At 51.2% G+C, this 23564-nt stretch carries 25 protein-coding genes; 17 read left to right on the top strand and 8 right to left on the bottom strand.

Annotation, left to right across the window (positions count from 1 at the left end; genetic code table 11):
* Positions 1-122: 122 nt before the first annotated feature.
* Positions 123-3311 carry a cadherin-like beta sandwich domain-containing protein gene (locus BLW49_RS27150; RefSeq protein ID WP_090728030.1) on the bottom strand — a complete coding sequence of 1063 codons (3189 nt, stop codon included), beginning with the start codon at positions 3309-3311 and terminating at the stop codon, positions 123-125.
* 1012 nt (positions 3312-4323) lie between these two features.
* Positions 4324-4911: a helix-turn-helix domain-containing protein gene (locus BLW49_RS27145; protein ID WP_090728028.1), complete on the bottom strand. Its 588-nt coding sequence runs from the start codon at positions 4909-4911 to the stop codon at positions 4324-4326.
* 255 nt (positions 4912-5166) lie between these two features.
* Here BLW49_RS27145 and BLW49_RS27140 point away from each other — a divergent pair, with 255 nt between their 5' ends.
* From BLW49_RS27140 to BLW49_RS27090, 11 genes are all read left to right on the top strand, one after another.
* A complete protein-coding gene (locus BLW49_RS27140; RefSeq protein ID WP_090728026.1) occupies positions 5167-5388 on the top strand; it encodes a hypothetical protein in 222 nt (73 codons plus the stop codon).
* 40 nt (positions 5389-5428) lie between these two features.
* Positions 5429-5740 (top strand): hypothetical protein, encoded by a 312-nt coding sequence (locus tag BLW49_RS27135; protein ID WP_090728025.1) that lies wholly within the window; start codon positions 5429-5431, stop codon positions 5738-5740.
* A 148-nt stretch (positions 5741-5888) separates the two neighbouring features.
* Positions 5889-8000 carry a Mu transposase C-terminal domain-containing protein gene (locus tag BLW49_RS27130; RefSeq protein ID WP_090728024.1) on the top strand — a complete coding sequence of 704 codons (2112 nt, stop codon included), beginning with the start codon at positions 5889-5891 and terminating at the stop codon, positions 7998-8000.
* A gap of 15 nt (positions 8001-8015) precedes the next feature.
* A complete protein-coding gene (locus BLW49_RS27125) occupies positions 8016-8747 on the top strand; it encodes an AAA family ATPase (protein WP_090728022.1) in 732 nt (243 codons plus the stop codon).
* Between the two features lie 12 nt (positions 8748-8759).
* Positions 8760-9005, top strand: coding sequence for a hypothetical protein (locus BLW49_RS27120; RefSeq protein ID WP_090728021.1), 246 nt, complete (start codon positions 8760-8762; stop codon positions 9003-9005).
* On the top strand, positions 8995-9327 hold the full coding sequence (locus BLW49_RS27115) for a hypothetical protein (RefSeq protein WP_090728019.1): 333 nt from the start codon (positions 8995-8997) through the stop codon (positions 9325-9327). Before BLW49_RS27120 ends, BLW49_RS27115 begins: the two co-directional genes overlap by 11 nt.
* A gap of 4 nt (positions 9328-9331) precedes the next feature.
* Positions 9332-9514 (top strand): hypothetical protein, encoded by a 183-nt coding sequence (locus BLW49_RS27110; RefSeq protein ID WP_090728017.1) that lies wholly within the window; start codon positions 9332-9334, stop codon positions 9512-9514.
* Complete coding sequence (locus BLW49_RS27105) at positions 9492-9902, top strand: regulatory protein GemA (protein WP_090728015.1); 411 nt, start codon at positions 9492-9494, stop codon at positions 9900-9902. Before BLW49_RS27110 ends, BLW49_RS27105 begins: the two co-directional genes overlap by 23 nt.
* A gap of 149 nt (positions 9903-10051) precedes the next feature.
* Positions 10052-10489, top strand: coding sequence for a hypothetical protein (locus tag BLW49_RS27100; protein ID WP_090728014.1), 438 nt, complete (start codon positions 10052-10054; stop codon positions 10487-10489).
* Between the two features lie 104 nt (positions 10490-10593).
* Positions 10594-11214, top strand: coding sequence for a hypothetical protein (locus tag BLW49_RS27095; RefSeq protein WP_090728012.1), 621 nt, complete (start codon positions 10594-10596; stop codon positions 11212-11214).
* Positions 11215-11230: 16 nt separating this feature from the next.
* Positions 11231-11533: a sigma-70 RNA polymerase sigma factor region 4 domain-containing protein gene (locus BLW49_RS27090; protein WP_090728010.1), complete on the top strand. Its 303-nt coding sequence runs from the start codon at positions 11231-11233 to the stop codon at positions 11531-11533.
* 189 nt (positions 11534-11722) lie between these two features.
* Here BLW49_RS27090 and BLW49_RS27085 read toward each other — a convergent pair whose 3' ends face one another.
* Positions 11723-13069, bottom strand: coding sequence for an ISLre2-like element ISTco1 family transposase (locus BLW49_RS27085; RefSeq protein ID WP_090728008.1), 1347 nt, complete (start codon positions 13067-13069; stop codon positions 11723-11725).
* A 177-nt stretch (positions 13070-13246) separates the two neighbouring features.
* On the opposite strand from BLW49_RS27085, the gene BLW49_RS27080 reads away from it, so the two are divergent.
* The 6 genes from BLW49_RS27080 to BLW49_RS27055 all read left to right on the top strand — a co-directional run bounded on the left by BLW49_RS27080 (position 13247) and on the right by BLW49_RS27055 (position 18799).
* Entirely contained in the window at positions 13247-13510 is a 264-nt protein-coding gene (locus BLW49_RS27080) for a hypothetical protein (protein ID WP_090728006.1), read from the top strand.
* 28 nt (positions 13511-13538) lie between these two features.
* Positions 13539-14024 carry a hypothetical protein gene (locus tag BLW49_RS27075; RefSeq protein WP_090728005.1) on the top strand — a complete coding sequence of 162 codons (486 nt, stop codon included), beginning with the start codon at positions 13539-13541 and terminating at the stop codon, positions 14022-14024.
* A gap of 59 nt (positions 14025-14083) precedes the next feature.
* Positions 14084-14953, top strand: coding sequence for a transcriptional regulator (locus BLW49_RS28995; protein WP_177178853.1), 870 nt, complete (start codon positions 14084-14086; stop codon positions 14951-14953).
* 37 nt (positions 14954-14990) lie between these two features.
* Positions 14991-18158: a tape measure protein gene (locus BLW49_RS27065; RefSeq protein WP_090728003.1), complete on the top strand. Its 3168-nt coding sequence runs from the start codon at positions 14991-14993 to the stop codon at positions 18156-18158.
* Positions 18159-18183: 25 nt separating this feature from the next.
* Positions 18184-18459 carry a Mor transcription activator family protein gene (locus BLW49_RS27060; protein ID WP_177178852.1) on the top strand — a complete coding sequence of 92 codons (276 nt, stop codon included), beginning with the start codon at positions 18184-18186 and terminating at the stop codon, positions 18457-18459.
* Between the two features lie 70 nt (positions 18460-18529).
* Positions 18530-18799, top strand: coding sequence for a Mor transcription activator family protein (locus BLW49_RS27055; RefSeq protein WP_256209952.1), 270 nt, complete (start codon positions 18530-18532; stop codon positions 18797-18799).
* An 89-nt stretch (positions 18800-18888) separates the two neighbouring features.
* Here the strand turns inward: BLW49_RS27055 and BLW49_RS27050 are convergent, their stop codons facing one another.
* From BLW49_RS27050 to BLW49_RS27030, 5 genes are all read right to left on the bottom strand, one after another.
* Positions 18889-19209, bottom strand: coding sequence for a hypothetical protein (locus BLW49_RS27050; RefSeq protein ID WP_090727999.1), 321 nt, complete (start codon positions 19207-19209; stop codon positions 18889-18891).
* A gap of 319 nt (positions 19210-19528) precedes the next feature.
* Positions 19529-20272 (bottom strand): tyrosine-protein phosphatase, encoded by a 744-nt coding sequence (locus BLW49_RS27045; RefSeq protein ID WP_090727998.1) that lies wholly within the window; start codon positions 20270-20272, stop codon positions 19529-19531.
* Positions 20272-21093, bottom strand: coding sequence for a carbohydrate ABC transporter permease (locus BLW49_RS27040; RefSeq protein ID WP_090727996.1), 822 nt, complete (start codon positions 21091-21093; stop codon positions 20272-20274). Before BLW49_RS27040 ends, BLW49_RS27045 begins: the two co-directional genes overlap by 1 nt.
* A 12-nt stretch (positions 21094-21105) precedes the next feature.
* Positions 21106-22077: a carbohydrate ABC transporter permease gene (locus tag BLW49_RS27035; RefSeq protein ID WP_218145907.1), complete on the bottom strand. Its 972-nt coding sequence runs from the start codon at positions 22075-22077 to the stop codon at positions 21106-21108.
* Positions 22078-22117: 40 nt separating this feature from the next.
* Positions 22118-23455, bottom strand: a complete 1338-nt coding sequence (locus BLW49_RS27030; RefSeq protein WP_090727994.1) for an ABC transporter substrate-binding protein — start codon at positions 23453-23455, stop codon at positions 22118-22120.
* Positions 23456-23564 lie beyond the last annotated feature (109 nt).

Genomic DNA, 23564 nt, shown 5'->3' with positions numbered 1-23564 from the left:
ATTTTATGTTATTTTATATAACATAAATGTAGGCTAAACAGGGATCATAAAATGAAAAAAGAGCCCGTGCCATTTTCTTTGGCAGAGCTCTCATGATCTTCATGCATAATTAGAATGTAAAATCAACGCAAAGCAGGCGGCGGCGAGGTGGTGTTCAAGAAATACGGCTCCACTTGATCTAACATCAGCGCAATGTCGTTCGCCGTGAACGCGCCGTCTCCGTCATAATCGATTTTCTGTTTGGCGGCTTGCGCCAAATCCCGGACATCGACCCGGCGATCGCCGTCAAAATCGGTCATCCGGTTCATTTCAACGGTATAATTTTGCAGATCCCCGTTCGGTTTTTCCACCGTCAAATGCACGGTCGTCAACCCATATTTCAGCCCGTGAAAGATATACCGGTTTCCGGATGATGAATAAGTCGCACCGGTAACGGTCACGATCGACCCGGGGTCGGCCAGGTTCAGATCCAGTTCAGCCATTGTGACCGCCGCCGGCACATCCAGCCTAAATGCGGTTCCCGTCTTCGCCAGGGGATTGCCCTGATAGTCGATAGACCGGATCGATCCGTTGTCCGCCCCCTCCCGGGTCACCTTCAACGTATAGGTCCGCGGCGTACCGGCCGCTGCGACCGTAAGCTCGATCGTCGTAATGCCTGTGCTTAAACGCACATCTTGCGCATGATTCAGTAGCATGCCGTTTACCTTCATGGATACCGCCGCTTCCGGATCCATGGGAACCGGGACGATCCGCACACGGTAAACGTCGTTGGTCACCGTTGCTTCAAATAGACTCCCCGCCGGCGAAAAGGCGGGGGACAAGTCCACCGGAGCGGATTCGGAATTAAAAACATGTAATGCGAGCAGTTCGTTGCTGGCCAGTTCATAAGATTCGTTCAGCGTCCCGGAACCCGAAACTTTGACAAGACCGGGTTTTACATAAATAACCGGACGCAGGGCGAACGACCTTTCTGCCATATATGAATACGGAATGGAATCGACGAAACCGAACTCATTGACGAAACTCATACCGTTGCCGCCGTAAGGCGATGAATAAGGCGTAATCAGCCACCAATTGCCGGTTCCGGCTGCCTCGTCCCAATCGTTATAATGCAATGTTCCGTCCCCGCCGCGCGCCGAATGCCGCAGATATTCCTTATCCGTCAAAAGCCCGACGTAAGATTCCACCCGCCCGAACCCGTCCGCCGCCATGCCATGATTATCCCTGACATCCCAGTAATACGGTACAATCATATAACGATCGCTTAAGCCGTTCAAAAACTCCGAGTTCAGATAATCGGCCAACGTGCCTGCCGTGAAAGGATCAAACGGTTTGCTCTCTCCCCACGTCCTGGAACCCAGCATCCGTACCTCCGATTCGTCCAAAATCAGCTGGCCGCGGGACGGATCAAGAACCACCCATTTTTTGCCCCCGAGCTGTACGATCGTGCCTTTGGCAATTCCATGCGGGAGCGGTCCCGGATTTTTCATATGCATCGACTGCAGCACGGACTCCAGTTCCGTCCGGGCGCTGGCCAGCATGTCCAGCGTTGCACCGATCTGTGTCCAAACGCGGATAGCGTCGTCCAGCGCCGTCTGCAGAGCTTCTTTGGCGCCGAATGGATAAAGGCCGTATCCGTCTCCTTCATCAACGGAATCGATCAGCCGTTCGGTCTGCAGAATAACCGATCCTAAATCTCGGGGGTAGGCCGAGATTTGGACATCGTCGATATAAAAGCTGTAGTTTGGGCCAACCACTTCGCCCCAGCCAACATCAAACTTAACCTGTAAATTGTCTACGGCGTAACTCGGATCGATTTCGACGGCAAGACGCTCCCAACCGGCTTCCGTGTTTGCATGATCCGCATCGTAGGACAAGATCGACACCAGTCCCGGTCCCATCGCGCTGAACTCATGAACCGTTTGCCAGGTGGCGCCGCCGTCCTTGCTTACGTGAACGCCCACGACGCCGCAGCATCCCGGCAGATTCGTCCACTGCATCCAGCTCAGCTCCAGCTTGGCCGGAACCATCGGAATGCGGGCATCGATATGGCCGGATTCCAGGGAGCCGTAGTAGCCAAAAGACCCTTCAGACTCTCCCAAGCGTGTTCCCCATACGTTCACACCGGAATTGGCCTCGGCGGGCCCCTCCGTTTGAGGTTCCCCCCACACCCAGATTCCTTCTGCTGCGGCAAATCCTCCGTCATTGTCTTCAAAGTCAAACGTAATCAGCGGCGTCGGGCGATGGAAAGAAGCTTCAAATTCCGCTATCTTTTGACGCAGCGACGCGTCGCCCTGATGGATTTCATATGGAGCAAGTACGCTTCTCTCCCGAAGCGACTCGGCTTCCTGAATAGCGCCGGCCAATGCCGCGATGGATCCCGGGGCGTAGAATCCGGCGCCGTTTCCTTCACGGGCGGTTGAAACTTTACGGCGGGCTTCTTCCAAAGTCTCATCGAATTCGGCAAAATCGACTCCGCTTATGGAAAGGTCATCCAGATATACGCCATTCATCGTATTGATGCCATCCGATGTAAATTGAAAATGAATCCGGAAGTCCGATGCCGCATAAGAGGAGTCCAGCTTTACGGACGCCCTGATCCAGCCCGGCGTTGTCCCTGTAAAGGTATAATAGGACGGCGTTTGCGCATTTAACTCTTCTCCGTCTTTGCTGACCTTAACGTGAAAAAAGTCATAATCTTTTTCAATATCGGCCCACATCCACCATGAAACCGTAAAATCGTTGGTGAGTCCGGACAGATCGATCGCCGGCGATGACAAAAAGCTATTTTCCATGTCGCCATAGTTGCCGCTCAGGTTTGTCGCCCACACATATTGCCCGGTTTTCGCCGAACCCGGTCCGCTTGCGGGAATGCCAAATTCCCAGGACGGGTTGCCGCCGCTAACGGCAAAATCACTGCTCGGCGCGTTGAAATGGTCGCTATACACCAAACGGTCCGCATATCGTTTGCTATTGAACCATTGGTACGCTGCGGTCAATCGATCGAACGCGTCGTTCACCTCCGACTCCACGGCGCCGGGATCATTGCCGACCGTTTCCGCCAATTCCAGAACGGGCAGCAGTTCTTCCTTCGCGCCGGCCATATATTGACCCGATGCGGTTCCAACGGATGCGGCATCATACTCATTGCGGACTTGTTCGGTTAAATTCATCAACTCTCCGACGGTGGCCGCATCCGATTCTTTCGGCATGACAATCAGCGCCGCCAGCGCCACAACAACAACCGTCAACAGGTTCAACGCCGAACGCATGAGGTTTATGCGGTGTCGGCCATTCGCGATCATTCCCATTCAGAGTCCTCCCATAGTCTCTTTCCGGCCCCAAAACATACATTTTCTTTCTTGTCCATGTCATTTCTTGACGGTTTCCATTGAAAGCGACAAGCGCTTGTCCCAACTTTAAACTTACCATGTTTTTCATGACATGAGAATGTTTTTTCCGACAATTCTTTTCGTAATTTTAAATGGATGTGATAAAATGACACCGAATACTGTTATCTCGTAATAAACTCTACACTAGGGTATAAAAACGCCGATACATAAAAGGTTGATGTGGGATATGACGAGTTGAGGTGTGTTTTGCCGAGCCAGACCGAGCCAGCATTTTAGAAAAACCGCGTCACGCAAGGGATTAGAGCGTTTTCTGAAAACAATAATTCAATTTCGGAAGCCCTTTCTGCTGCGGTCTTTACTATGAAATCTGCCCGATTCAAAGGGACAAGTGCAAAAAAAAGTGCGAATTTCATTTTTCATACGTCAAAACGAAGGGTAAGCGCGAAAAGCCTTGTGTATCAAGGGTTTGGCGCTTTTTTTTGTATGTTTCGCCATAAGCCAGACAGTTCAATTCATAGTATTTTGACAAAACGTTATAACACCTCGTTAAAAACCGTTACGAGTTCGCCATGATACACTGAAAACCTTGATACAATGCGGTTTTGTGCTGTTAACGATCATCTGTCCACACGTTAAGTAGTGAACCGGAAGGGAGTAGTTTTTTTTAGAAGAGCAATTGAACAAAACGATAAATTCAAAAAAAGGCGTTCAATTGCCCGTGTATCAAGGGATTTCGGCAGTTTTATACCGCAAAGCAATTGAACAAGGAATTTCCAGTTTTTACGGTTGCTTTTGACTTGCATTACAGACTCTTGTTCAAGGTAATTATCACTAATAAAATAGCATATCATCTGCAATCCTCACTGTCATTATTATCCAAGCCGAAAAAAAAGTAGTGATTATCCACCAAGAACAAACCACCCGTGTATCAAGATTTCGGCTGTGAGCAGCAGAGAATCAAAGGAAACACTTATTTTTCAGTTCGTATAGCATCCACTAGAATTCCGTAGATGGTATCTAAACAGCGGTTTATTCCTTCTCTAGTTTGAGAGAACAGGTCATAAATTTGGGTATTCATTTCCTGCTGGTCTTTTTTCGGAGTTTCATTAATGCAATTTTGGGAAGATTTCAAAAAGTGATGTAGATATGTCAACAACGCATGAATTGAATTCTCGTAAAGCAAGCGCCTTCCTGAAGTAATCTCTTCTTCTCCGAGTATTTCAATAAGTAAATTTATTGAATTTGCTAGTTCAAGATCCACACTATACTTCTGGTTAACATTAAATTGAAGCTTTTTTAACGTTTCAAAAAGATCGGGAGTGCTGATGTTTTCAAAATGTACGTCCATACTTTTGGAACCCTCTCCGGTCCGCAACCAATTTTCATTAATGCTGAAATCTAAACAAACTAATTTAATAAGTGTATCAGATGGAGATTCTTTATTAGCTTCAATTTTGCTGATATGTGAATGACTCACCCCCATCATCTCCCCAAACGCTGCTTGCGTCAAACCACGTTCTTTTCTTATTTCTTTGAATCGATCCCCGATAGTAGCCATAAACACCCTCCAAAATGTGTGTAACACAAATTTATCTGTTTACAAATGTTCCATACACACATATAATAAAGATACAACATCGTAAGTTACTACTAAAGATTAACACAAACCTACGTTTATGTCGCTTATAAATTGAGAACCAAATGTGCATTACTCAAGTTTCTCCAAAATGTATTCATTTAAACGTAGGGTCTGCTCTTTGAAAATTGAATAGTGATCAATCTAATTAATACGGGAAGGAGGTTTGATCTGATCATGACAGCAAAACACCGCGAGTTAACTTCTTTTGGAGTACTTGTCAAGAAAAGATTACTTGAAAAGAGAATGTCTCAAAAGCAGTTTTGCAACCTTCACAATATTCCTGAAATTCGGTTTTGTGAGATTCTCTATGGAGTTATTTCAGGAAAACGCCGGTATAGAAAAATCATTATTGAAAAGCTCGGAATTCCCGAGCACGATGCATTACAAGCTGAATAGTTTGAGGTGTTAGGGCAGCAAGACTAAGGAGGTGAATAACTTGTCGGAAAAACTCAAACAAGTACTCTCGGAAACAAATGAGTTGCTCAGAGGATTAACTGCCGCCGTCAATGGGCTGGCTAATCAAATTCAACATCAACACTTGAAGCAACCTTTCATAGACAGAAGTTATAAGCTCCACCCGTCTGGAAGGCGGGTTCATTCCAAGGTTGAAGAGCTTGGCCTTACTGAAAAGGTGGTCGATCTACTGAACAAAGACTTCACATATGTTCAAATTTCTAACCAGCTTGGGAATCAAGTTAGTAAAAGCGCAATTCATCGGTTTGCTAAGCGGCATAAATTCAAGGCATGAACAGTCTGTGGGGTATTAGGGGGATGTTGATAAAACAAAAGAGTGCTTTTACGCAGCAACGTAAGCACTCCTTCAACAAGTACCGGGCAAAAGTACTTTTCCCCTCTATTTAACCACAATCAGTATTGATCGTAAAGAGGGTGAAACGTTGGCGGACATAATCTATTTACCGATAGAGGACGCAGCACGTTATGAAAATGTCCCCTATCATACAATTTATAGAAAAATAACGAGAAGTCCCGAGTCTTATGTGACTAAACACGAACCCGCACCAAACGGCGGCAAAGAACGGGTGCTGGTCGCTCTAACCAGCTTATCTGTCAAAGCCCAGCGGGCTTATAATGCTTCCCTAGCTCCAGCTAAGAACGATTCAGACGCAGAGACAGACGGACAAACGCCGCCATGGTACGTGAATGGCGACTATCAAGCTTATATCGAGAACAATCGCGATCATCACAACAAAGCGATACACCTGTGCCAGCAAATCAAGCTGTATCTTGAGCAAATCGACGATATACCTTACAGCGAGAAGAAACCTGTTGCAATTGCCATCGCCAAAAATAACGGCATGAGCGTGGAGAGTTTCTATCTTAAGGTTCGGAGGTACAATGAAGCGCTGAAATGGGCAGCGATCCAGGAGCAGAAAGACGGGCGCAGTTACTACTTCTACACTGCGCTTGCCCTCTGCCCGGAGCCAAGAGAGAAGAATAAATTTCCTTCCCTCTCGCCGCAGATGAAGGCTTTTATCAAAAGCAAATGGTTCAGCAAAGAGTTTGCCCAGAATCAAAGCACCATCCAAATGCTCTATGAACTGCTGGAGCAGGAAAGTGAAAAGAAGAAATGGGTCATTCCGACCTATGACACCGTGTGGCGTTACGTTCGCTGGCTCATGAAGCAATACAACAGCGAACATTATCTCGCCGCAAATGGCGTTCGGGAGTGGAAACGGAACAAAATGCTCAAAGGCCGCCGCGACCTCAAGGCGCTTGCGGTCAATGAGGTCCATATGGGTGATGTGCATACCTTCGATTGCTGGGTACAGATCACGCGCCCCAACGGGCGGATCGCCGCGATCAAGCCATGCTTGGCGGGCTGGATGGATGTTCGTTCCCGTTGTTTGACTGGCTGGGTCATCTGCGACATGCCGAACCAGCAAATCATGAAAGAAAGCTTGCGGCGCGTGATCTATGAGAAGACCAATCCCGCTTTTCCGTTCAGTGGCGTACCGAAGTTCTTACAGATCGACAACGGCAAGGAGTACACGGCCAAGGACTTGACCGGGCGAGAGCGCAGCGTGAGGGTCTCCTTCGACAGCGATACCGAAGGCTTCTATCGGAGTATTGGTATTCAAGACGACTGGCGCAGCTTGCCGTATCAGCCATGGTCAAAGGCAGAAATTGAACGCTTCTTCCGTACCATCTGCGACAGTTTCACCCGCTGGCTTCCTTCTTATGTGGGAACACTGACCGGATCGAAAACGACCAGCAAAATCAAAAAAGATGTCAAAAAGCTGCTGGAATCCGGCAAGCTGATCACGCTGGAAGAGTTCAATGTCCTGTTCGAGAAGTGGCTGGAGGAACGCTATCACAACCGCAAGCATAACGGACTCAAGGAGCAAGACGAAACGTGGAAAACGCCGCTCGAAGTTTACCTGAACGCCGAGCGCTATGAGCAACCCGCGCCGCCAATGGAATACACGATCTTCTCCATGATGAAGGCGGACATTGCGACCGTGCGGACAACAGGCATTTCGAGATTCAACCAACACTATCTTGCCCCGGAATTATCGGCTTATATCGATCAAAAGGTCAAAATTCGCTACAACCCGGATGATATCGCCACGCTCCATGTCTATGACCTCGAGACGAACGAGAAGATTTGCGAAGCAGTTTGTCAGGAATTGCTCCCCTATGGTGCAGTCAGCGAGCGGACGATGGCGAAGGTGCAGAAACACGTTCGGATGCAGAACAAGCAATACAGCGACGTAAGAGCGAACTTGCGGGAACTGTTGGAAGCCTATGGCGACGAGGGCATGCCGAATTTGGAAAGTGAAAATGTCGTGGTCGGGCCGACAATGAAAGACGGCTCACCGGATGTGGTCAGTATCCCAAGAGATGAGAAATACCGCAAGGAACGTGCGGCGGCTCGGAAGGACGAATTTGAAAAAACGTCAAGCCGAAAGAAGAAGCAGCCTATCGAAAATGACTATTACCAAAAACGCGCAATAGCCGCGCTGGAAAAACTCAAAAACATTCAATAAGGAGGACGAACCCTCATGCAACCGACAGCAAAAACCATTCCGTTCCAATCGGCCAAGAGCCTGATGGAGACGCAGGACGTAACGAGCATTATCGGAGTCTGCCAGCTTTGTCAAGAAGAGAAAGGGCTGGGCGTGATCGTCGGGCGTTCGGGCTTCGGAAAAAGTCATACCCTCAAGCAATACGCCAAGCTGGAGAATGTCGCCTATGTGGAGTGCAAGGAAACCATGGGGCTGAAAGACTTCATCGGGGCCATCGAACGGGAGTTGGGCCTGGTCGAAGGTTGGGGAACCGCCTTTGAACGGACGCAAAAGATCGAGGCTTTCTTTACCGAGCATCCCGGCTACTTACTCATTGTCGATGAAGCGGACAAGCTCATGCTTAGCTACACGCGCAAGAAAATGGAGGTCATCCGCTCCCTGTACGACAGCGGCCAAGTGGGCGTATTGGTGTCAGGTGAACCGGTACTGGAAATGTTGATTAAGAAGCATCTGCCGATGTTCGCCAATCGAGTTGAATTTTTCTGGTCGCTGAAAGGCTTGTCCCGGAAGGAAGTCGAGGAATACCTTGAGGGCTACGACATTCAGCCGGACGCGCTGGAGGAGCTGATCCGCCGCGCCACCAATTCCAAAAATGGATGTTTCCGCTTGCTCAGCCGAACGCTGGAGAACGTGGCACGGTTGACCGAAGTGAACCAGCCGATCACGCTGGACTCCATCACCAAAGCTAGCAGCATGATGCTGATCTAAGGAGGGCGCACGATGAACCGGACACTTATTCACCAATTTACTCATTCCCGCGTGGGGGACATTCTCCAGTCCCCTACCGCCTTCCGCCGCATCTATGAGGAAGAAAAGGCAGCAGGTAATGACGTTACCTTGTTTCCCGGCTTGGTGCTGATGAAGCTGGCTGACGGCGAAGTGCACTATGTTTGGCAATCCGGGAGCATTGTCGTTCAAGTCTATCAATATGCCGTGCAGGAAGGAGCCATGCCGCATGCTGTTTGAACACCGCCCTTGGTCGCCTTGGGCAATAGAAGTGCTGACCTTCGAGGAAGACAAGCTCCCCCCGGACGCGCTGTTTGACGGCTTCTATCGCTCTACCATCCGGGAAGGTAAGGAGTGCGAACAATTCACGCTGCTGTCCAAGACGAACGATGAATGCCTGGTGCAAATCCGAATTTTCAAGAATGGCGACTTGACCATAGAAAGCCACCCCTCCACCTTTACCCGTGTGGATCGGCATAAGAAGCGCATTTCGGTGACGTGCGCTCCACTGGAGGGCGAACAAGCCTTACAATACGATGATCGTTTGATCAAAGGGAGGTAACAACATGGCCTATCAATCATGGAACCCGGCTCAAGTGGAGCGGTTCTTCAATCCTAGTGAAGTGGCAGACATGCAAAGTAGCCTAGAGCTGATCTTCAACGCGGATGCGCCGGAGCGTAAAGACTTGCTGGAGCGCATCACGCCCGAACAATTGGAGTGGTACTATGACCGCCAAATCATCCAGTAAAACGCCGCCGCAACTGCTCAAGAAGATTTGGGCGCTTGCCAAGGAAACAGGGCTAACGGAAGAAGAGGTTCGCCTGGTTGCCGAGCGGATCACAGGTCAGCCTCGGCTATCCACCTTGAGCAAGACCGAAGCTTCTCTCATTATTGACACGATGAACCAGCTTACGGGGAAGGCCAAAGCCCGACCCCGTGGGCGCATCACCCAAGCCCAGCGCTGGAAGATTACCGAACTGGAAAAAGCGCTTGGATGGTCGGACGAGCCACAGCACTTAAAGAACTTCATCAAGAAGTATTACAAGGTCGATCATATCGACTGGCTGACACAGCCGAAAGCCTCCAAGCTCATCGAATCGCTGAAAAACATGGCTACAAGACAAGAAAAGTCATAGCCGCCGTAATCGCCCTGTGTGGCGCTTCAACGCCCGAAGGGTATAAACCTTCGGGTTTTTCTATACACCCCCGTTATAACGCGTTATAACGGGGTCTGCGGTGGCATTCCTCTTATTCACCAACCTATACAACGAAAGGACGGGCGCTCATGGCAAAACAACGAACCATTTTGATGGGCAGCGCTCATAAGGAGATTGCCGCCCGATTGAGAAAAAATCCGGCTTTGCAATTCGCAAAACAGCAGCATACCGAAAGCCTGAACACGATTCAGAACCTGCTCCCGGCAACACATGTCCAGTTATGTAACATTATAGCTTCTTCCACTCGCCGCATGATTACGGAGTACGAACAGGAAAGCTTTTTGCTTGGGTTTCAACAAGGCCGGGAACTGTCGGGGCTGCTGGACATTGACCAATCCAATCCCATTACCTTGTTCTCTGAAGAATGGGAATGGCTCACCTTCGGTTATCGGCTAAGCAAACAGCAGCGGGAACGCGTTCAGGGATACATTGAAGGCATGCTCGAACACCAAGGCAGTAACAATGTCGTTTCCATTGCTGAACTTCGGCGACAGGCTGGATTTTGATTTCAGAAAAACTTAAGCGCTGTCAACGTATAAATCGGGGTCGCACGCTGCCCTGCTTTCAATATAAATGACAAATTCTATCGCGAATGATGGAGGGATCATAGATGACCTTTTTGAAAGAGTATGTAACGGATTGGATGAATCGGGATGATGAGAAAGGTCCAGAGAATGAGCAGCTAGGCCTTTATTTCCGCATGATCGAAAAAACGGAAAACCTTCTGAAAGAAGCTCTTCAAGAGATTACTAATGCCAGGGATATCCTCTTTGATTTGGATGATGCGTATGCCCGTTGGGGAAGTGTATACCGGGAGTTATATTTTCGAAGAGGCTTCGCCCTTGTTTATCAATCCACAACGCAGCATACAAGCTATGTATTAGATTCTGATGCCGTAGCCATAGCTATCGCCCATACTCACATGCTGGAATACACTAAAAGTGAGATTTTCCAGCGCGAATTAAGCTCGGCTGAACAGGCGGTTATTCAAGAGGAACAGGGGAATATCCGGCGGCTTCAGCGGAGTATTTATCAGCAAGCAACAAATAGCGACGAGCAGCTTATTAGCTGTTTGCTACAGGAAATGGAGCGCCTGTATATGCTTTTGTTCCAAAGCACAAAAGAAACGTATTTCACGTATGGCATGCTGCACGGCTACCGCCTATTCTCCGCATTGCTGGCCGAGATCGGAAGCCCCTGCTCTTCCCCCTTAGCCAAGCAATGCGGCTAAGAAGGCAGGCGGTAGGATGGGCACAGCAAAGGAGCCTTGGTTCAAGGAAGCAGAACGCTGGATTAAAGAGTATCCAGCCATCAAGCAAAGTCTGCCACCTTCACCTGATCTATTCACCTTTCATTTGTTCGATCAGGTGGAGCGGATCGAGCGGGCGCTTCGAGAACTGGATCAGGAAGAGCAGCGCTTGCTCGACTTGTTTTATCGGCAAAAGAAAAGCTATATCGCCGTTTCCATCGCCATGCATATGAGTGAAAAAACCGTATACCGAGCAAAAATGCGCTTGATTCGTAAGTTGGCAGACCAGTTTGGAATATAGTCGCGGAGAGGGTTCTATACACCCTCTCTTTTTGTTTGTCAAGATGACGGTTTCCAAGGGTCAGTGTCAAGCTAGCGTGGGCAGTCATTTAAGATGCCTGGAACGCGAACCCCGAAGGAACCTCTTCCTTGTAAGCGCTTTGCTTCGTTCTTTCATCAAACACAAGTGATTTGTCAGAATTTTTTGCCGTTATCCGCGAAGTGCTTTGAGTGCCATACCCGTTGTGCTGCTTTGCTTCGGTCCTTGCAGCATGCGAATCATTCCAGCGATACAACCCTTGACCGGTTGCGTCACGTTCTTGAGCAATTGCCGCATGTTTATCGACTGCTGCGGCGTTGCCTGCTTACTCGCTTGTCCTTCAACCGTTCTTACCACCGTGCCCGCTTCTTGAATCCTCATCATCGTCCTCAGCATCGCCCTGACGCCTCGCTCACTCCAACTGTACCCGCCACGCTTCGTCCGCTTGGCGAATATACGCATCTGCGATTCCGCGCTTCCCATCGGGCGCATACCGCTTGTGTCGATCCCCTTCGCCTGGAGTGTTTTTCGGTAGTCGTCCAAATGCTTCTCATGCCGCTTTAGAAATCTTTTATACGGCTTCCAATCCTTCCGGTTCTCTTCCGCTATCTCTTGCTCCGACACGCCTTCCAGGACCGCCATAAGCGCGGCTGCATCCTGTTTGGCCAAAGACCGTCTCACGGTCTCCCACACCTGCGGCAAATGACCAACAAAGCGTTTCAAATCACGCGCCACATGAAAGCGGTCCAGCATGTACAGACATTGGTGAAAGTAGGATGTACATTCCCCGATCCACGCCGCGCCGTCTCCGTTCACCACAAGCCACGTGTTCTCGTCGATTTCGTAACGCTCCACCAGAAAGTCCCCGAACCCTTCCCAGAAGTTGCCGCCGCTCGTATGCAGGTAATGCTGTTTGTTCTTCAGCTGTACCCGCTTGCCGTTCTTCTCCCAGCCTTCGTGTACGACTGCAATTGCGTTCTCCATCCCACGCTTTTTGCTCCGCTGCAGCTTCGTGTACAGCCCATCCACTTCCACGAACAGCACGCGGGCAGCGCGCCGTTTCACCGCTGGCATCGGCTGTTGCGCACGCTCCATCAGTTTTTCCCTGATCGCTTGGTGGCTCAGCACATTGTAGCCCAAAAGCTGCTCCAGCCGCTTTGCGCTGTCCCGGTACGACGGTCCTTGGCTTGCGAATGCGATGGCTGTCTCTTCCAAATGCGGACTGACTTTCCCGCGCCCTTCGAATTGCAACAGCTGATCCAGCAGATACACGTGTTTGCCGCTTCTACGGTCACAGTACAATCTCCGCTTAAAGCGCACATTCCCGAACACTGTGTTGACGCTTGTTTCACGCTCGTCCTTTACTCGATAACGCTCTCGGTCCCGTTGCTCCAGGATCTGCTGATCCAGCGCCTCCAGTACCTGCTTCATCGCACGAGCGAATTCCTCCTGCATTTTCCGGAAAATCCATTGCTCAATCTCTTTCATCGTCGGCATTGTTGTGGTAAAGTGGCTCACAGGAGCTTCCTCCTTCTTGGTGTGTTGTGCGTCAAACATCACTTTACCAAGGGAGAAGCTCTTTTTCTATATCCGCTTTTTCCAATTCCTACACCCACAGAGATTTTACACTATCTTTCCAAGGCATTTCCCTTAGTAAAATAAAGGTAAGAACAGCGCGAAAGAAGTGAATACATCATGGATTGGAAGGTAGCAACCAAAGGATTGAAACGTGAAATCGAAAGCGGGAACGTAACGCTTCATCAAGTATTGGCGGAGCTTGAGCCTACTCTCCCGCAGCGCTTGGCATTGCTTGAGCAAACCAAAGAGGCGTTTGGTATTGCCCAGGATGAATTGTTGCTGGGTATAATCAAGCAAGCCCGTACCCATATGCTCATGAGTCAATTTTTCGGCTCAATGTTCAGTTTCCCTCAAGCTACACAACAGCACAAGCAGCACTAACACATTAAAAAAAAGGAGCGTGTCACCGATGGGACTGTTTACCCCGAATAAGACGGAATACGAGAAGTTTCAGGAGCGCATTGAAGCCAAACGAGCCAAACAAGCGGAATTGGAGGACAAGCGCCAGCAGCTTGAAGCTTTCTTTCAGACGGCCATCCTGGACGAAGCAGCGCCGGAAAAGGTTGCCGCACAAATCAAGGAAGTCACGGAAGCATTGGAACTGACTGCTAAGGAAATCAGCATCTTGGAAGCTGCCGCGCTGCCGCATCGAGCAGACTACTTGCGGAGCAGAATTCAAGAATGTGAAGCGCAGGAACAGAAATATAACCAAGAGTGTTCCAAGCTGAACCAAGCATTCGAGAAAAAGAAAACCGAGTTCAACAACGCGCAGAAAGCGTACTGGGAACAGATAAGAGTTCCTTCGTCCATGTTCGACAAAGCAAGAAACGAACGTGAACGACTGGAGATTGAACTGGACGAGCTTGAGCGGCAAGCAAGTGGCAGCGAAATGTAAGGCTGTTCTCAAAAGATTTGACAAAAACGCGGTAACGCTTCGGAAAGGAGGTCTTCCCGATGAGTAATAACGTATGGCTATCCGCCGTCCTGTCCGGGGAAATGCGTCCAGCGGAAATTCCGGCAGCGCCCGGCATTGATGTAGCTGCCATTAAAGCCGGGGATAACGATCCAATGGAAGTTGTCGTAGAGGTTCCGGCGGGAAAGTCCACGCGGGGCTGGAACTACACGGCGGAAAGCCTGAATGCCATCGTGAAGCATGTCAACCAGCAAACGTTGTCCGGCTTCCTCGGACATCAGAAGCCGGATGAAGTGGAAACGGCTTTTGAACGGCCCGTCACTCACTGGATCGGAGCGCGGATGGAAAACGGACGAGCCTACTTTCGCGGTGTGATCGACGCGGCAGCGCAGGACTTGAAACGCTGGATTCGAGCGGGACGCATTAAGCAAGTGAGTATTTATGGCATGCCTAAGCTGCAAACGGTAGGCGGCGAAACTCAAGTGATCGACTATAAGCCTTTGTCCATCGACTGGACACCGCTCAATCGTTCAGGCATGCCAACACGCATTGTTGCTATAGGCGAAATGGATGTCATTCGGATTAACAACAGCCCTTCCCCGGAAGGAGGTGTTACAAACGTGCCATTACTTCAATTGAAAGAGCAGATACAATCCGGCAAGATCACGCTGGAAGAAGTATTGCGCAACCTGTCGCCGGAGGAGGCGACAAAGCGAACAACCGCCCTTTCCATCATCGGGCAAATGAAGACGCTTCTTGAAGTGCAGAGCGAAGCCGAGCTAATTCCAGCCCTGCAAAAAGCGCTGCAAGGAAAAACGGCCAGCGGTGAAATGAGCATCCGTTACGATCCAAAGCGCGAATCGATACTGCATCCCGATTGGATGCTTTATGCGGATCGGCATACGATATAAACCCTCTATATGAATGGGGAAAGGGGTGAAATAAAACATGGCAGAAGAAGTTTACCGCATTGAAATCCCGGTATCGGTGGAGGATCATTCCGAACCCGCCCTATCCAATGCGGAGAAGAAAGTGAGCCGTTTCGATCAGACGGTGGAGAAGACAAGAAGGCGACTCGACGGCATGAACCGCAGCCGCTGGCAGCTCGCCATTTATGCCGTGGATCGGGCCTCCAATGTCATTCGTCAAATCGGTATTTCTGCCCGGCGCATGGCGGGCGGTGCATACCGTATCACGGTTCGGGTGCTTGATCTTACTAGCCGTCCCCTTCGCTCGATTGTCAGAGGAATGACCTCGACGCTCGGTCTGCTCGGCATTGGCGCGGGCGGCGTAGGCGGCATCATTATTCCCATCAGTCTTGCGGATGATTTCACACAGGCGCAAATTGGCTTTGAAACCATGCTGAAAAGCGTGGACAAGGCGAACGAGCTGATGGCGCAAGTTCAACGGTTCGCGACGGACACGCCATTCAGTTCAAAAGACGTTATTGAACAAGCGAAGGGGCTTTTAGTTCGCGGATTTAACGCCGATGAAATCATTCCAATGCTGACGAAGATCGGGAATGTCGCGGCAGGCCTGGGCGGCGGCTCTGAAACGATTGAACGGATCGTGTATGCGCTCGGTCAAATGCGGTCCCTTGGCCGCGTCAGTGCCGAGGACATGAACCAACTCGCGGATGCTAATGTTCAAGCGTGGAGATACATTGCTGAAGGCATGGGCATGTCCATAGCCCAGGTTAGGAAGCTATCCGAGCAAGGGCTGCTCCCTGCCGATCAGGCCATCCAACACATCCTCAAAGGGATGGGAGAGTTTGACGGCATGATGACGAAGACGGCCAACCGCACCGCTCGCGGTTTGGCAGATCAAATCACAGAAGCATTCAGTACGAACGTCCTACTGAAATGGGGACGAGGATTGCAAAGCGCCGTCATCCCTCGGCTGCAAAAAGTCAACGAGTGGCTGGAAAACAACGACGACAAGCTGGCACAATGGGGTGAAACGTTGGAGAAGACGGCCAAAGAAGGCGCGGATTGGGTGATGCGTCGGCTGGAGACAGCCTTCGGCTACATTCAGCGCCGATACTTGGACAACCCGGCATTCAACCGCCTGGACTTTGCCGGAAAGATCGGCTTTGTCTTCAACGACCTAAACAGCCTGTTCATGGAATGGTGGCAAAGCAAAGGTCAAACGCAAGTGGAACAAATATCTGGCAAGATCGGTGCGGCGATTGGCGGTGGTCTAGGCGGTTTCCTAATGGCCGCGCTTGGGGCTGCCGGGGGCGAATCGAAAGTCAACGACTCTCCTTTCATCCAAGCTGGAGCAACGGCTGGACATTCTTTCTTGGAGGCGTTTTTGGATGCGTTCGATGCAGGGAAAATTGCTGCGAAGGCAAAAGAGGCCTTCTTCAATATACAACCCACTTGGTTGGGCGGTGACACGAAAAGCGGAACAGGACAAGCCCTCGCTCTCTTATTCGATGCCTGGATGCTCACGAAAATTACGAGAATGCTGAGAGGTCCGTACAAAGTGACCAAATCGGTCATTCAGCGTGTAAGAGGGGGTTCTGCCGCTGCGGAGGTCGCAACGGCATCAGCGGCTCGGACAACAGCTACCGCAGCCGATACGGCCACGCGTTCCCCTTGGTATCGACGCTGGTTCAGCGACCCCAAGGGAACGACAGCCGTCCCTCCATCCACTGGCCCAGCAGCAAACTTGCCGCAGAACTATCAGGCTGCGGGGAAACGGTTTTGGAATAACATACCACTGGATCGGGTTCATAGCCGTGATGAAGTGGTGCGCATGGCAAACGCCGGACAACTCTCGCGATTCAATGAATTGGAACAAGCATTTTCTGCTGCGCCATCATCTAAATCCCACTGGTGGCAAAAGTTGATTCCGAAAGGCGGCGGTCGAGGTCTTGGTCTCCTGTCCCGCACGGTTGGCAAGCTGGCAATCCCCCTTTCTGTCGGTTTAGACGTAGCAAGCATTGCGTCCGCTAATGCCGGAACCGAGCGGAACCGCGCTATCGGCGGAACGGTCGGCGGCTGGGGCGGTTTTGCTGCCGGAGCGGCTGGCGGTGCTGCTATCGGTTCTGTCGTTCCGGGGCTAGGAACCGCCGTTGGCGGTTTGATTGGCGGCATCCTCGGAGGTCTGGGCGGAGGCGCGATAGGCGACTGGATCGGCAGCAAGGGCGAAGACATTTCCCGCTGGTTTAGCTCCACGCTTTGGCCTTCGCTGAAAGATGGTGCATCGGCCACCTGGACATGGATTTCCGATACTGGCCCACAAGCCATTGCTAGAGGTGTAGGCTTCGCTGTCGGATATATCGGGGAAACCCTGTTCAACGGTGAATGGTGGAATGAGAAATGGAACGGCGTGAAAGACTGGGCGGCTAACACCTGGGAGAGCGCCAAGGATATTTGGAATAATACCCGCGAAACCATCGGCGAGACGGTGTTCAACGGCGAATGGTGGGTCGAAAAGTGGAACGGCGTGAAGGATTGGGCTGCAACCACTTGGGAAAGCGCCAAGGACATTTGGAACAGCGCCCGCGATACGATTAACGATACGTTATTTAATGGCGAATGGTGGAATGCCAAGTGGGACAACGTCAAGGGCTGGGCATCCAGCGCCTGGGAAAGCATCAAAGGCGGCTGGGGCAAGTTTTGGGATAAGGTCGGCGGCGCGTTCAAGGAAGGCCGAGAGGCCGGACAGCAAGCTGCTGGAGGCGCGAAAGCTTACGCCCGTGGCGGCATGATTACCAGGCCACATTTAGGTCTTGTGGGCGAGGCTGGCCCGGAAGTTATTATTCCCCTCTCGGCGGCAATGCGTGGCCGTGGGCTGGAACTTTGGCAGCAGGCCGAGCAACTGTTGGGAGCTACCCCTTACGCCCAGGGCGGATTCGTGGGAGGCTCGCCTGTTCGCCTCGATTCCCCATCTCTTGGTCGTGTTGGCGCTCTGGATATGCGGCCAAGCGTGAATGTCGGCGGCATCACCTTGGGCGATGTGAACGTGACTTTCGAGCTGCGGTCTGATGACCAAAATGTCCTGGAAACAATTCGACGTAACGGATCAAAAATAGCCAAGGACATTGCAGATGACATTGCATATGAAATCGCTGGAGCGCTTGATTCACATACAGCGGCCAGCATATAAAGTCTTATGGTAACGAGGTGATATTGTGGAAAAATTAGAAGAATGGACGGAAGAACTGACCAATGAGTATATCCCTGAACGGCTTCATCCACTGGTTGAAGTGGTTGGGGTCAAAGCTTTTTTGGAACTGTGTTCCTTCTATGGAGGGAGTAACGTCTATCTACCGACAACGAATGTGCTGATAATGCCTCTGCGGGATCAGAGAATCAGGAAGGAATATAACGGTAAAAACGTGACAGAATTAGGTCGGAAATACAGATTAAGCGAGCGGCAAATTCGGCACGTTCTGAACAAGGAATGACCATGATGCAGGAGGGCGGCAACACCTCCTGCATACTCATTTTTAATCAATGGCAGGGGAAGTGATAAGTTTGAAGGATCAATGGATTGCAGATTTAACCCCGGATGATGTGCCGGAAAGATACCGGCCTATCGCGGAACTGATTGGCGTTGAGAACCTCGTCAAGCTGGGCGATTATTCTAAAGGGGACAACATATACATTCCATCCGGCAAATACTTTCTACGGATTATACGAGATTACAAAATGAAGAAAGAATACACTGGCGGGAGTGTCAAGGAGTTAGCGAAAAAGTATGGATTGAGTGAACGGCGCACTCGTGAAATAGTCATAGGTGAGTAGTTCATGCCAAAATGCTTAACTACGTTTTTTGACAAATTTATTGAGAAACACCCCCCAAAATTTCCAATTTTCACTCCATGAGGTTTAATCTATTTTGCGAAACCGTGCAATCGGCGCTGCGACTCAACATCCACTCCCTTCGCCTCAAACTTCCGCTCCTCCTGATAAAGCGGAAGCTCGCCTGCGAGTACCCGGCTGGCTCCAGTCAGGAACGAAGAATGCTCCAGATACAGAGCTTGCAACTTCACGCCGGGATAAACCGGCAGGCGCTCTCCCCCATGAACAGGCATAGCAAGCCAGGAGTTATTGACGGCCAGGATCACGTTTCGCTCGTTAATCACGAAAGCCGGTTCGATCAGCGCATCCAAGACGTTTTGATTGAACATTCCACCATTCATACTGCTATCCATAAAATCACCCGTATTTGCTGTTTTTGATGGTACTGCCTGCGATAATCAGAGATCTCGCGAAAGTTTCAAAATTGCGCATCTTGATTTTAAGCTTGAGAACTCAACAGTTCCTCAACAAAAACATACAAACCGAGATACGATCAGACGTCATTTTAATATCCTCGCACAGTCATCTGGACGATTTCTCGACAAATTCTTTTCAATTTCGCCTCCGTTCGGCAAAAAAGCTGAGGCTGCGGAATAATCCGCTCTGCTCTCAGCTTTAGATAAATCCATATGCTTTCCCAAACGAACGACGCCCGGATGGCGCCAAGAAGAACTAAATCTCCTCCAGCAACTTGCTCCGAAGCGCGTCGATCTCCTGTATCGTCAAGCCGATCGATGCCAGGTAACTCTCCGCCCCGCCGTATTTCGCATCTAAATGCTCCAGCATCATGGCCATATTCGCGGGATCGCTGCCCAGGAATTTTTCGAAGCTTTCGGACGGCACGCTGTCAGGCTTGCCTTTACGCAGCTCTTCGATCATCGGCGCGATGCACTCCCCGGTCAGAGCGTAGTCGGCGATAATCGTATCTTCCGGGACGCCCGCCAAGTCCAGCAATAGCGCCGCCGTCACGCCGGTGCGGTCCTTGCCTGCCGAGCAGTGGAACAATGCCGCCTGTCCGTCCTCCGCCGCCAGCAGCCGGAAGACGCGGAGCAGCTGCGGCTGCACGTGATCCAGCATCTCGACATACAGCTCTCCGAGGCTATTAATATCCTGCCGTTCCGTCGTCGCCGGATTGATTAGGCTCACGTTATGATAAGCGACTTCCTGCGAATCGGTAAACACGTTCTTGAATTCGCTCACTTCATATTCATGCCGCAAATCGATGACGGTGCCAACGCCCTTCTCAAGCAGCGTTTTCCGGTCGTTCTCCGTCAGCCTGTGCAGCCCGTCGGCGCGGAAAAACCGCCCCCACCGGGTCGTTTGTCCGTCCCGGGTCAGGTAGCCCCCGAGATCCCGGACGTTATATGCGCCCGTAAGCTGCAGGCGTCTTTCGAAGGAATGAGTTAATGAAGACATTAGCGTAAACCGCCTTTCACAAAGGAGTCGATGATTTGTCTTTGCAGCAGCAAATAAATGATGAGTATAGGTAAACAAGCGATCGTCGTTGCAGCCATCAACGGCCCCCACAAATTCGCTTCCGAGGACATGAACATTTGCAGCCCTTTTTGCATCGTGGAATTTTCCAGCTTATTCGTCACGAGCAGCGGCCAGAAGTAGTCGTTCCACGCCATAATGAACTGCAAAATAGCGATGGAGGCGATCGGAGCCTTCAAATTCGGGACGATGGTGCGCCACAGCACGCTCCAATCAGATGCCCCGTCCAGGTGCGCGGCTTCGATCAGCGTTTTGGGGAACGCCTTGAAGGCGTTGTACAACTGGATCACCGCAAACGCCGAGGCGATATTCGGCACAATCAGCCCCGTGAGCGTATCCTTCCAGCCCATGTTGCTGATCACGACGTAGTTCGGAATCATGATCACCTGGAAAGGAACGAGCCAGGTTAATCCGATCAACCCGTAAATGATGGCGCTGCCGCGGAAATTCCAGCGGGTAAACGCGTAGGCGGCAAGGATGCTGGAAATGAGCTGGGTTAACGTTTGGGCGATGGCGACCAGCAGGGAATTGCCGATCATCCGTCCCATCGGGACCGCGTTCCAGGCGTCTATATAGTTGTCGAGCGTCCAAGTTTTGGGCCATAGGCTCGCCGAGAACACTTCTCCCGCCGGTTTAAGCGAAGTATTGATCATCCAGTATAAAGGAAATACGGACAGGAAACATAAGACAATCAACACGGCATGCTGGCCGATGGCGGAGGGTTTCAAGGTTTTCTTATTCATGGTTGCTACCTCCTAATCGTCAAAGAACGACAGACGTTTGGACAGTTTCATGAAACCTAAAGCGATCAGGCCGAAGCCGATGAACAGGACGACCGCCGCCGCGGAGCTCCAGCCGACGGCAAACGTTTGGAAGCCGTATTGCCACAGCAAATAATAAATATTCGTCGTCGAACCAAGCGGGCCGCCTTGCGTCAACACGTTGACATACGAGAAACTCCATTCCGAGGCGAACAAAATGCTGAGCATGGCCATAAACAGGATCGACGGGGACAGCAGCGGCAGCGTAATGTGGCGGAGAATCTGCCAGCGGTTCGCGCGGTCGATTTTGGCCGCTTCATAATATTCCTTGTTGACTCCGGTCAGCGCCGCGGAGAAAATCAGCGTGCTGAAGCCGATCAGCTTCCAACCGGTAATGAACGTAATGGAATAAATCGCCAACCGCTCATCGGTGAAAAACGGAATCGGCTCGTCAAGCCCGAGCCATAGGAGCGCCTGGTTCAAAATACCGTTCGTCGGGTGCATAATCCAGCGCCATACCGAGGAAACGGCAACCGGAGCCATGATCATCGGCACGAAAATCAGCGCCCGGTAAACATTGCGGGCACGTCCCCCGATGCTGTCCGTAAATATCGCGATGATCAGCGGCAATATCAAAGAAAACGGGATGACGCCGATCGTATAAATGAGCGTGTTGGTCAGCGCCTTCCCCATCTCCGGCAGCGTCAACAGGTTCTTGAAGTTCTGCCAGCCGACGTACGTTTTCGGCGAGGTCGGCAGCAGATTCCATTGATAGAAACTGAGCTGGAACGTTTGGATCAGCGGCCGGTAAACCCAAAACCCTAACGACAGCACGACCGGCAGCAAATACAGGTAAGGCTTGAAGCCTCTTACGCGGACGCTTAACGCTTTGCGATGTTTTTGGGCCTGCGTTTTCGGTGTTGCGTTCGATTTCGGCATAGCCGAAGTCGCCGTATCGTAGTTCACGTTAAACGTTCTCCTTTCATTGCTTTTGGAAAACCGGAGCTTATTGCACGAGCGATTGCGCCCGGGCTGCCGCTTCTTTCATAATCGTCGAGACATCATCGGTCGATTGGATGGACTTTTGCACGGCTTCGAGCAAAATCGTTTCAATCTGGTACCAGTTCGGGCCCGGATAGGATACCCACGGCTTAAGATGTTCGAGCTGTTCCAAGTTCGGTTTGATGAGCGGGTTTTGTTCCACCCAGTCTTTCAGGTATTGCGGGTCGTCGACAATCGCCGGACGCAGCGGCAAATAGCCGATTTCCGAAGTGATGATCGTATAGCCGCGCTCGCTGGTGACGAATTTGAGGAATTTCCACGCCGCCTGCTGCTTCGCTTCATCTTGGGACAAAATGAACAACGCGCTGCCCGAGTTGACCGGGGTCGTCGGCTTGCCGTCGAAGGAAGGCATCGCGGCCGCCTTCAGCTCCCAGCCGCCGGCTTCGGCCGCCGTCAGGAACGAGCTTTGAAAGGCACTGGTGTAGAGCAGCATGCCGACCTGACCTTGGCTGAACGCCTCTATCACTTCGTTGTCGTTCAATTTGCCCATCGCTCCGCTCGTCACCATGTCCTGCCACATCTGAACCGCGCCGATCGCTTCTTCGCTGCCGAATTCGATCGTCTTGCGGTCGTCGGAGAGCACTTTGCCGCCGTTGCTGCCGATCAACGCCTGAACGATCCAGTCGCCGCCGACCGAGCCGCCGATGTGCACGCCGGTTGCGCCCGTCTTCTCGGCGATTTGCAGACCGTATTCTTTCACTTCGGCCCAAGTGGCCGGAGGCTGCTGCGGATCGAGTCCGGCTTCCTCGAACAATTTGGCATTGTAGAACAGGACCGGCGTACTGAACGTAAACGGCAGGCCGTAAGTTTTCCCGTTCAGCTGCCCCAGCTTCAGGCCATTTGGCGAAAAACCTTCAAAAGTTTGCGCCAGCTCATCCGCGGGAACGATGTCCTCCAGCGGTTTCGCGCCGAAATTGTTCGCGACGAAGTCCAGGCCGTCAAACACGAGCTGCGCGACGTCCGGAGGCGATCCGGCCGCAATGTCGGCCTGCACTTTGGCGTTGATATCGTACGGGGCGACCGGAATGCCTTCCACGTCGATATCCGGGTTGGCCGCTTCAAACTCGTCGATCAGCTTTTGCGTGCCGTCCTTCTGGCCCGCCGTCGCCAGGTTGTAGCTGTAGAACGTAATTTTGGTCTTTTCGCCGGATGCGGCCGCGTCTGCGGAGCCCGCGGCGCTTGTCGATCCGCCCTCCGTATTTGTCGTAGAGCTTCCGCACGCTGCAGTCGCAAGGATCATTAGGGACAGCAAACCTGCCGTCCAGATTTTTTTGCCAATCATGGTTTATCCCTCTCCCTCGTATAGTATCTTTTGAAAGCTCTTTTCTTTCAGCTTCCAGCCCCGTAGGGGCTGGAGAGATTCCTTGAAATTTTCCAGCAAATCGTTCTTT

Origin of the sequence: Paenibacillus sp. PDC88 (genome assembly GCF_900106725.1) — a bacterium.
Taxonomy (GTDB): domain Bacteria; phylum Bacillota; class Bacilli; order Paenibacillales; family Paenibacillaceae; genus Paenibacillus; species Paenibacillus shunpengii.
This window is presented reverse-complemented; position numbering and strand designations above follow the sequence as displayed.